The 10309-nt window shown below is 68.2% G+C and carries 5 protein-coding genes; 3 read left to right on the top strand and 2 right to left on the bottom strand.

Annotated features, from left to right (window positions below; all coding sequences use genetic code 11):
- The coding region (locus ACXU4B_RS18055) for an ESPR-type extended signal peptide-containing protein (RefSeq protein ID WP_458910918.1) at positions 1–3156 on the bottom strand (3156 nt) is incomplete at its 3' end.
- Between the two features lie 316 nt (positions 3157–3472).
- Between ACXU4B_RS18055 and ACXU4B_RS18050 the strand changes: the two genes are divergently transcribed.
- Entirely contained in the window at positions 3473–4888 is a 1416-nt protein-coding gene (locus ACXU4B_RS18050; protein WP_131413554.1) for a sensor histidine kinase, read from the top strand.
- Here the strand turns inward: ACXU4B_RS18050 and ACXU4B_RS18045 are convergent.
- Entirely contained in the window at positions 4868–5593 is a 726-nt protein-coding gene (locus ACXU4B_RS18045) for a response regulator transcription factor (RefSeq protein ID WP_131413558.1), read from the bottom strand. The two genes, ACXU4B_RS18050 and ACXU4B_RS18045, sit on opposite strands and share 21 nt — an antisense overlap.
- 393 nt (positions 5594–5986) lie before the next feature.
- On the opposite strand from ACXU4B_RS18045, the gene ACXU4B_RS18040 reads away from it, so the two are divergent.
- A complete protein-coding gene (locus tag ACXU4B_RS18040; protein ID WP_165583273.1) occupies positions 5987–8239 on the top strand; it encodes a protease pro-enzyme activation domain-containing protein in 2253 nt (750 codons plus the stop codon).
- A 255-nt stretch (positions 8240–8494) separates the two neighbouring features.
- The coding region (locus ACXU4B_RS18035; protein ID WP_458910917.1) for an ESPR-type extended signal peptide-containing protein at positions 8495–10309 on the top strand (1815 nt) is incomplete at its 3' end.

The raw sequence follows: 10309 nt of genomic DNA, 5'->3' as shown, positions 1-10309 counted from the left end.
GGCGTCGTAGTTCACCGCCAGCGCGGTGGCCTGGCCGACGCTCGAGGCAATCGACGAGTTGACCTGGCCCACGTTGGCTGCATCGGTGTCGGCCGTTCCGGCCGCCACGTTGTGGATCGCCGTGCCGTTGGCACCGCCCAGCGTGATGCCGGCCTTGTCGGCGGCGTCGTAGTTCACCGCCAGTGCGGTGGCCTGGCCGACGCTCGAGGCGATGGACGAGTTCACCTGGCCGACATTGGCCGCGTCGGTGTCGGCCGTGCCGGCCGCCACGTTGTGGATCGCCGTGCCGCTGGCACCGCCGAGCGTGATACCGGACTTGTCGGCCGCGTCGTAGTTCACCGCCAGCGCGGTGGCCTGGCTCACGCTCGAGGCGATCGACGAGTTGACCTGGCCGACGTTGGCCGCATCGGTATCGGCCGTCCCGGCCGCCACGTTGTGGATCACCGTGCCGTTGGTGCCACCGAGCGTGATGCCGGACTTGCCGGCGTCGTCGTAGTTCACCGCCAGTGCGGTGGCCTGGCCAATGGACGTGTTGACCTGGCCCACATTTGCCGCATCGGTGTCGGCCGTGCCGGCCGCCACGTTGTGGATCGTCGTGCCGTTGGCGCCACCCAACGTGATGCCGGACTTGTCGGCGGCGTCGTAGTTCACCGCCAGCGCCGTCGCCTGGCCAATGGACGTGTTGACCTGGCCGACGTTGGCTGCATCGGTGTCCGCCGTGCCGGCGGCCACGTTGGTGATCTGGCGCTCGGCACCGACGGCACCTACCGACACCGAGTTGTCGCGATCCGCCAGCGAGCCTGCGCCGATGGCCACCGCATTCTGCGCCAGCACGGTTGCGCCATAGCCCACGGCCGTACCCATGCCGTTGGCACCCATGGTCACCGCACCGCTGCCGATCGCCGTATCTCCCATGCCGGCCGCATACGTGCCGGCGCCCTGGGCGACCGAATAATCACCGTCGGCGTCGGCCATGTAGCCATTGGACATGCTCTGCATGCCCGTCGCGATCGCATTGTTGCCGAACGCCTGCGACTGCACGCCGGTGGCCGACGAGCTGACGCCTACCGCCATGGCCTGGTTGGCAGTGGCCAGTGAAGCAGCACCAATGGCCACCGAGTCGCTGATGTTCTGCGTGGGATCGTTCGGATCGGCATTCGGATTGCCGGCGGTTGCGCCGTTGCCGATGGCCATGTTGCGCGTGCCAAAACCACCACCCGCCCAGGCGTTGGTGCCCATCGCCTGGTCGCTGGTCCACCCGGCAATCGCGTGGCTGCCGAAGGCCACCGAATCGGTACCCCAGGCGACGCTGTTGATGCCTACGGCCGTGCCGTTGGTGGTGCCGAGGTTCACGCCATTGGCGATGGAGTTCTTGCCGATGGCCACGCTGCCGTCGCCGCCGGCGCGGGCCAGATTGCCCACGGCCACCGAACCGCCGATGGTCGGGTCGTCACCCAGGCCAGTCGCCGCCGAGCTGCCACTGGCATAGGCATTGGCGCCCAGTGCGACGCTGTAATCGGAGAACGTGTATGCGCCGGTACCAATGGACGTGGAAGCGACACCCAGCGCCCATGCGGGATTGCCGCCGGCACCCTTGGTGTACGCACCGCCCATGGCGATCGAACCCTGGCCCACCGCATAGGTGCGGTCACCGATCGCGATGGAACCATCGTTGTAACCGATCGCTCGCGTACCGATGCCGATGGCGTTCACACTGCCCTGCGCCACGCCGGCGGTGTTGCCGATGGCGACGCCGTTCATGCCGCCATAGGAGATGGCGCTGTTGCCGATGACCACGCTGTTGCTGGTCGTCTGCAGGTTGCCAAGACCGTCATGTGTTTCGACCGCCTCGGCGGCATAACCGATCACCACCGTGCCGGTGGAATTGGGACCCGAATAAGCGCCGCCGCCGTTGCCCGCACCGCTGGCAATCACGATGCTGTTGGCGCCCTGCGCCTGGGCATTGCTGCCCAGTGCCGTCGACGCCTTGCCGGAACCCAGCGCGCCCGCGCCAACCGCGACGGCGTCCACGCCGGAGGCGGAGGCACCGAAGCCGGTGGCCGTGGCGAACTGCGCCGTGGCCGCGGCACCGGCGCCGAACGCCGATCCGTCCGACGCCTGCACCTGCGCGCCATAGCCGACGGCCGTGCCCTGCGCAACCTGCGTCGGCGTGGCTGCGGTGCTGCCGACGAATGCGCTTGCACCGATTGCGGTCGACTGGGTCGAGGCGTACATCGACGCGCCATAGCCGATGGCCGTGTCCTGACGATATAGGCCCGGAATCGTGGTGCCTGCGAACGAAAGGTTGGTGACGAACGCCGTGCCGCCCAGCACGACGCTGTTGGAGACGGCGGTGTCGTTGGCCTGGTAGCCCATCACCACCGAGCTGGCGCCCGTGGTGACGGCGCTGGTACCCAGGGCCATGCTGTTCGCGCTGCCTGCCGACGAGCTGTTGCCCAGCGCCATCGCGCTGCTGGCCGTCGCCTGCGCACCGTCGCCCACGGCCATGCTGTTGGCGCCGCTGGCGGTCGTCAGCACGCCGGTCGAATTGGCGCTGCCGATGGCCGTGGCATACGTGCCGGTCGCCGACGCGCCCTGGCCGAACGCGATGCCATTGGTGTTGCTCGCGGTAGCGGCCGTACCCACGGCCATCGCCGCGGCACCGGTGGCCTGCGCACCCTGGCCCACGGCAATGGCGGAATCAGTCGCGGCGTTAGCGCCTGCGCCCATGGCCACGCTGTTGCTGCCCACCGTGGTGGCGCCGTTGCCGACGCTCACGTCGTTGTAGCCACCCACGCTGGCAAACACGGGCGAGCTGCCGTTCGGGCCGGACACGGCCAGGTAGTCGATCGGATCAGCCACCGCCGTGCCGGGTGCCGAGGTGACGGTCTGCGGCGACACCAGCGCCGGATTCTGCGCGGCCAGCGCAGCGCAGGTCAGCGTATCTGCCGTGCTTGCGACGCCGCTGCCCGGCCAAGACAGGCCCGGACAGGCGCTGGCGGCAAACGGCGCAGCGGTTGCGCCCAGCAATACCGCGAGCATCATCAGTTTGCGACTGGAACCCTGGCGCCCCTTACCCTTCGCCCGCGCATGTTCCGACGCGACCACCATGGCGCCCAGCGCCGGATTCCAGACCTTGCTGTAAATCGTATTCACCAAGATTTCTCCCCAAAACCGTTGGCTACGTGGCCGCTCCCACGGCACAACAGCAGGCGCCCTCCCCTGAAGAACGCTCTGCCGACGCTGGCTTCCGGCAACCTAGAAATGAGCGCGTGATCGCGCCCTCGTTGTGAAGCCAGCCGAGGTTCGGCGACGCCTGTGGGCAAGTCACGCACGCTCCCGCACGCGCCAGCACAACCCTCTCGAACCTCACGAAGCTTGCGCTTGATCGCCGGGGCATAGCAGGGAAGAATGGGTTGGCAAGTCGCAGTTTTCCGGGGCGCAACACGTGACCATTCCAGGACTACGAGCGGTGAGGGAATGGCTGGACCGGGCACCCACAAGCAACCCGGTCGACCGCCTCAACGCTCGCTTCATTCAATTGCTGATGATCGGTGTCGGCCTGGCGACCGTGCTGGCCAGGGTGTACTTCACCCTGGCCGAGCCGGCGGTGGCGCTTCCGGCAACATGGTCGCTGGACCAGCTCACCGACCTCATCGTCGATGGCGCCGTGACACTGGCCGCCTTTGGCGGCGTGATGGTGATCCGCCGCGGGCACTTCAACCGCGGCATCCAGTTTTTCCTGTGCGTGTTCCTGCTGTCGCTGGCCGCCAATTACGCCACCACCGGCTATCGGCATGCGCCACCGGATCCCACGCCTACCCTGCTGCTGGCCATCGGCGGCGTGGTACTCGGTCGACGCACGCTTTGGGCCGTTTATACGGCCGTGATCGGATCGTTCGCACTGGGGCAGCTGGCCGATGCGACTTGGCTGCCCGAGCCACGGCCCCTGGGCGACGCCTTCCACACGCTGCCCATGCTCGCGGTGGCGTACCTGCTGGTCACCTTTGCCATCGACAGCACGACGCGTGCGCTGCGCACCATGCTGGCCGAGGCGCAGCACCGCAGCGCCGCGCTGGCGCTGGCCAACGAACGACTGAAAAAGGAAATGGAGGAGCGCCTGCGCACGCAGCACCAGCTCATCCACTCGCAAAAGCTCGATGCCGTGGGACGCGCGGCCACTGGCGTGGCACATGATTTCGGCAACGTCCTCAACGTGGTGCTTGGCTATGCCGCGCAGCGCGAACAGCTTGCCGACCTTGGCACGCCCGCGCTGCTCGATGCCATGGAGGGCATCGAACTGGCCGCGTTGCGTGCGCTGACGCTGAGCCGCAAGCTGCTCAACTTCAGCCGGCAGGACGTGAGCGTCACCCAGGTGTTCGATGCCACCGTGGCGCTGCGCGAACTGGAACCGATGCTGCGCCAGCTGCTGGGTCGCTATATCCAGCTGGACACGAAGCTCGGCAACAGCACCCTGCCCGTGCTGCTCGATCGCGGGCAGTTCGAGCTGATGGTGCTCAATATCGCCGCCAACGCGCGCGACGCCATGCCCGAAGGTGGCCGCTTCGGCGTGACGCTGGAGCGCATGGAGACGGAACCGTCGCTGCTGCTGACGCTCGCCGATACGGGCGTCGGCATGACCGATGACGTGCGCGCCCACGTGTTCGAGCCGTTCTACACCACCAAGCCGTTCGGGCGCGGCACCGGCCTCGGGCTTGCCGTGGTGGCGAGCATGATCGAGGCGGCGCACGGTCGCATCGACGTCGCCAGCGCGCCGCAGCACGGCACGAGCTTCCACATCCGCCTGCCGTTGCACATGACGAGCGACGACACGCCGCAGCTTGCGGCGGTGATCGAAGCGCCGGCCTCAGCCGTCGCTGGCGAATAGGTAACCCTGGCCGCGCGATGTGAGCAGCGGCAGCGGTTGCCCGGCCGCGTCCTGTGCCTTGCGGCGCAGGCGGTGCACCATCATCTCCAGGCGGTGCGGGTCGAACTCGTAGATGTCCGAGGTGAGCGCGCCGATCAGCTGCTCGCGTGAGACCGGCTCGCCACGCACGGCCATCAGGATGCGCAGGATGCAGCGCTCCGGCGCCGTCAGCGGCAAGGCCTTGCCGACCGGCGTGACCAGGCACCAGCCGTCCGTGTCCATTCGCCAGTGCCCGGTGCCGCCCGGCGCGGAGCCTGCCTGCCCCGCGCCCGGCGTCGTCATGAGGCGTCGCGCGACACTGTGCAGGGTCGCCGCGAGTACTTCGACATTCACCGGCTTGTTGAGGAACGCATCGGCGCCATTGGTGAGCGCGCGGATGTGGTCGTCCTGTCCCGTGTTGCTGGTGAGCATGACGATGCCCAGCGCGGAAATCTCGCGCAGGTGCTTGACCACGCTGAGGCCGCTTTCGTCGGGCAGGCCGATGTCGAGCACTACCATGTCGAAGCGCTGGCTCAGCATGTGGCGATAGAGCTCGGCCGCCGAGCCCGCGCCGGTGACCTCGAATCCGAAATAGCGCAGTCCCGGAAGGATGATGCCTTCGCGCAGCTGCGCGTCATCTTCCAGCACGCCAAGGCGCCACGCTCGGTCCGGCGCTCGGATGGCCATCATGTGATTCCTCTCGTTCATGCCGTGCCGAAATCGTTCGAAGGCGGACACTTTCAGTGCGCAGCAGGCCGCACGTCAAGCAACTTTTGCCGCTTTTTTGCGAAGGCTCCTGCGAAGAGCGTGCGCTTGCGTGTGGCCCGTGAGCGAGCGTGAGGAAAGGTGGGGTCGGTGCGTGTGTTGTGCGGCGCGATTGGTCAAAGCTGGTTCCAAGCTGTCGTGTGGCTAGCGTGTTGCCGCTGCATACCTGGGGGTGCTCCGCTGCGCGGGGCATGGGGGTACTCGGAATCGTCGTTAGCCAATCGAGCTTGGCGATGCGCCATCAGGCGCACTTTTTGAATTGAGGCCGACGACGGCGCAGGCGCCGCGACGGCCTCGCATACCCGGGGAACAAAGATGTCCAGCTGTACTCGTGTGTTGAAGGCGGGATCGCATGCCTGCCGCAAGGCGCTGTTGCCGATGGCCCTGGCTCTCGTGCTGAGCCCCTGGCCCACCCATGCGACCACGGCCTGGGCGCCGACCGGAAGCCACGCGGCCCTGCTGAAGGACGTCTCGACAATGCCGGCGAAGCCGGGCGCAGCTGCCACCACGGTGACCCGCTACACGCTCAACGTGCATGGCCGACCGCAGGTGCAGGAGATGGTGGCGCCGCTGGAGAGCAGCAAGGTGCTGCACCTGGCGGTGAGCCTCAAGCTGCGCAATACCGACCAGCTGAACACCTTCATCCGTAACGTCAACACGCCTGGCAATGCGGCCTACGGCAAGTTCCTCACGCCAGAGCAGTTCAAGGCCAGCTATGCGCCCACCGACGCACAGGTGCAGGCCGTGGTCGCCCACATGAAGGCCGCGGGCTTCACCAGCATCACGGTGTCGCCAAACAACACGCTGGTGTTCGCCGACGGCAACGCCAACACGGTGGCCACCGCGTTCAACACCACCATGAAAACGTACACCCATGGCGGCAAGCAGCACTTCGGCAACGATGGCGAAGTGATGGTGCCGCAGGCGCTGGGTGGCATCATCGGCTCGGTGCTGGGCCTGCAGAACGTCAGCCAGAAGCACGTGATGAGCTATCTCGGCCCGAAGGTTGCGGCGCAGGCGGCCACCGGCACCCAGGCCAGCGGCGTGGTCGCGGTGACGCACGCACCTACCGAATTCCCGGGTATCTACAACGCGGGCACGACGCCGACGGCGTTCAATACCACCGTCGGCATCATCACCTGGGGCAGCATGGGCCAGACCCAGAGCGACCTGTCGCTGATGACCACGGCCGCGGCGATGAGCCCGGTGAACGTGAAGGTCGTACCCGTCACGCTCGGCAGCGCGGTCGATTTTTCCGATGACCCCAACTCCGACATGGAGTGGAACCTGGACTCGCAGTCCATCATCGGCACCTCGGGTGGCGTCAAGCAGCTGATCTTCTACACCGCGGCGAACGGCAAGTTCGGCCCGGCCGACGAAGAACTGACCGATGCCGGCATCACCGCCGCCTACAACAAGGCCGTGGTCGACAACCAGGCCAAGGTCATCAACGTGTCGCTGGGTGAAGACGAAACCGGCGCCAACCAGTCGGGTACGCAGCAGGCCGACGATGCGATCTTCGCGCAGGCGGCGGCGCAGGGTCAGACCTTCTCCATCGCGTCGGGCGACCAGGGCGTCTACGTCTCCACCGGCGGCGACTTCGAGACCAATGCCGGTGCCGTGCTGCCCGCACCCTTCAGCCTCGGCACCTACTCGGCCAGCGAACCGGCCACGTCGCCGAACGTCATCGCGGTGGGCGGCACCAAGCTGAGCACCAACGCCGGCGCCTGGGCGGGCGAGACGGCGTGGAACGACGGCGTGCAGGATGCCGGCGACGGCAACAACCGCATCTGGGCTACCGGCGGCGGCAAGAGCCTGTACGAAGCGGCCCCCGCATGGCAGCACACCGCCCTGGGCGCCACCGCGCGCAGCATCCCGGACGTGGCCTATGACGCTTCCTCGTACACCGGCGCGCAGATCTTCATCGGCGGGCAGCGTTACTCGGTGGGCGGCACCAGCCTGGCCTCGCCGATCTTCGTCGGCGTATTCGCCCGCGTGCAGACCTACGCCAACAACTCGATCGGCTTCCCGGCCAGCATGATGTACCGGGACTTCCCGACCAATCCGGCCGTGCTGCATGACGTGACCTCCGGCAACAACGGCGTCGCCGTCTCCGGCACCACCTACGGCTACAACGCCGCCAGCGGCTGGGACTACACCACCGGCTATGGCTCGCTGGACATCAGCAAGTTCAACGCGCTGGCCTACACCTGGGGCAACGGCGCACCGCCGACCACCGCGCCGCCGCCGGCAGGCCCGACCGTGCTGGTCAACGGCACCCCGGTGACCACGCAGGGACCGGCGGGCAGCAGCCAGCAGTTCACCCTGGTCGTGCCGGGCGGCGTCAGCAGCCTGACCTTCCGCACTTCCGGCGGCAGCGGCGACATTTCGCTGTACGTGAAGCGCAACAGCGCGGCGGGCCCGACCAGCTACGACTACGCCTCGGTGCATGCCAGCACCAACACCGAGTCGGTCACGGTGCGCACTCCGGTCGCCGGCACTTACTACGTGACGGTGACCAGCCCGGCCGTGTTCACCGGCGTCAGCGTGCTCGGCAGCTTCAACTAAGTCAGCGGCAGGCGATGGCTGCAGCCTGTGGTTCCGCCGCACGGCGGGACCGCAGGTTCACCGCGCCAGCCGGTTCACCCAGGCATTCACCCATCGGCGACAGCAGGGCGAAGCAACGGCGGGGAGCCGTTGCCGACAGACGCCGGCTGCTTCGCCGCCACCCACACATCCGAACGCCACCGCGCGCCAGCCATGCCTGCGCACCGATGCGAGCGCAGCCGCGCACGCGGTGGACCAACCTCTTGGGGACAGGCAATGAACAGGATTCACAGCAAGATCTGGAACAAGACGCTCGGCACGCTGGTCGTCGCCAGCGAATTCGCCAAGGCCGGCGGCAAGGGCGGCCGCAGCAGGCGCATGCGCGCCGCGCTCGGCGCCGTTGCGCTCAGCGCCGGGCTGATGCTGTCGAGCACGACCGCGCTCGCGGCAGATGGCACGCAGGCCTCGTCTTCCACGGCGTCCACGCCTGCGACCCAGGTGCAGGCGACGCCGCAGGCGTCCATGCCGGGCGACCCGTACTTCTCGGCCGATGGCGCCAATGACGGCAGCGACTCCGCGCTTTCCCTCGGCACCAACAGCGTGGCGGCAGGCGCCATGAGCACGGCGATGGGCACCGAGAGCAGCGCGCTGGGTTACAACAGCTTTGCGCTCGACGACTACACCACGGCCGTGGGTGGCAACAGCTTCGCCGCCGGCATCGGTGCTTCCGCGTTTGGCCACAGCGCCACCACGGGCGCCAACTACGCCACCGCCATCGGCTACGGTGCAGGCGCCGCGAACTACAACACCACCGCCTTGGGCGCCAACGCGCAGGCCACCGGCCTGAGCAGCGTGGCGATCGGCGGCTACGTGGTCGACGCCAGCGGCAACCCGAGGGACTTCGACATTTCCGGCAACCCGCAGGCCGCCGCCGCCAGTGGCGACTACGCGACCGCAGTGGGTCCGGGCGCACTCGCCACCGCCCACGGCGCCACCGCGCTCGGCGTAGCGGCCAAGGCCAACAGCGCGAACAATGTGGCGATCGGCAACAGCGCCAACGCCACCGGCGGCGATGCAGCCGTCGCCGTCGGCACGGCGGCGCAGGCACTGGGTGATACGACGGTAGCCATGGGTTTCCAGGCCGCGGCCGTCGGCGACTTTGGCGTGGTCATCGGCACGCAGGCGCAGGCCACCGGTACCGGTGACACCGCGGTGGGCATGGGCAGCAATGCCAATGGCAACTACGCGGTGGCCATGGGCTATGCCGCCGGCTACCAGGGCATCGGCACCCAGTCGATCGGCATTGGCGCCGGCGCCTCGGCACCGACCGACAACTCCATCGCCATCGGCGCCACCGCTTATGTCACCGGCATGCAGTCGGTGGCCGTGGGTACCGGCGCGACCGCCACCGGCAACAATGCCGTCGCGCTGGGCACCGGCTCGCTCGCCGATCGCGACAACGCGGTGTCGGTCGGCGCTGCCGGCGCCACGCGCCAGATCACCAACGTGGCTGCGGGCACGCAGGGTACCGATGCGGTGAACGTCAACCAGCTCACCGCCGCCGTCGCATCCAGCGGCAGTGCGCTGGCCGTGAGCTACGACGCTGCCGACAAGTCCGGCATCACGCTGGGTGGGGCCAACGGCACGGTGATCCACAACGTGGCCGCCGGGACGGCCGATACCGATGCGGCCAACGTCGGCCAGGTCAACTCGTCCATCGCCTCGAGCGTGGGTCAGGCCACCGCGCTGTCGGTGAACTACGACGCCGCCGACAAGGCCGGCATCACGCTCGGCGGTGCCAACGGCACGGCGATCCACAACGTGGCGGCCGGCACGGCCGACACCGATGCGGCCAACGTGGGCCAGGTGAACTCGTCGATCGCCTCGAGCGTCGGCCAGGCCACCGCACTGGCGGTGAACTACGACGCCGCCGACAAGGCCGGCATCACGCTGGGCGGTGCCAACGGCACGGCGATCCACAACGTGGCGGCCGGCACGGCCGACACCGATGCAGCCAACGTGGGCCAGGTCAACTCGTCGATTGCCTCGAGCGTGGGCCAGGCCACCGCGCTGGCGGTGAACTACGACGCG

It is taken from the genome of Dyella soli, from assembly GCF_054482295.1.
Note: the sequence above shows the minus strand (reverse complement) of the source record. Positions and strands in the feature narration are given on the sequence as shown.

What these genes read in the sequence shown, in the direction of transcription:
- ACXU4B_RS18040 (WP_165583273.1), top strand. Translation starts at nt 5,987, where the DNA reads ATGTCCAGCTGTACTCGTGTGTTGAAGGCGGGATCGCATGCCTGCCGC.
- ACXU4B_RS18045 (WP_131413558.1), bottom strand. Translation starts at nt 5,593, where the DNA reads ATGGCCATCCGAGCGCCGGACCGAGCGTGGCGCCTTGGCGTGCTGGAA.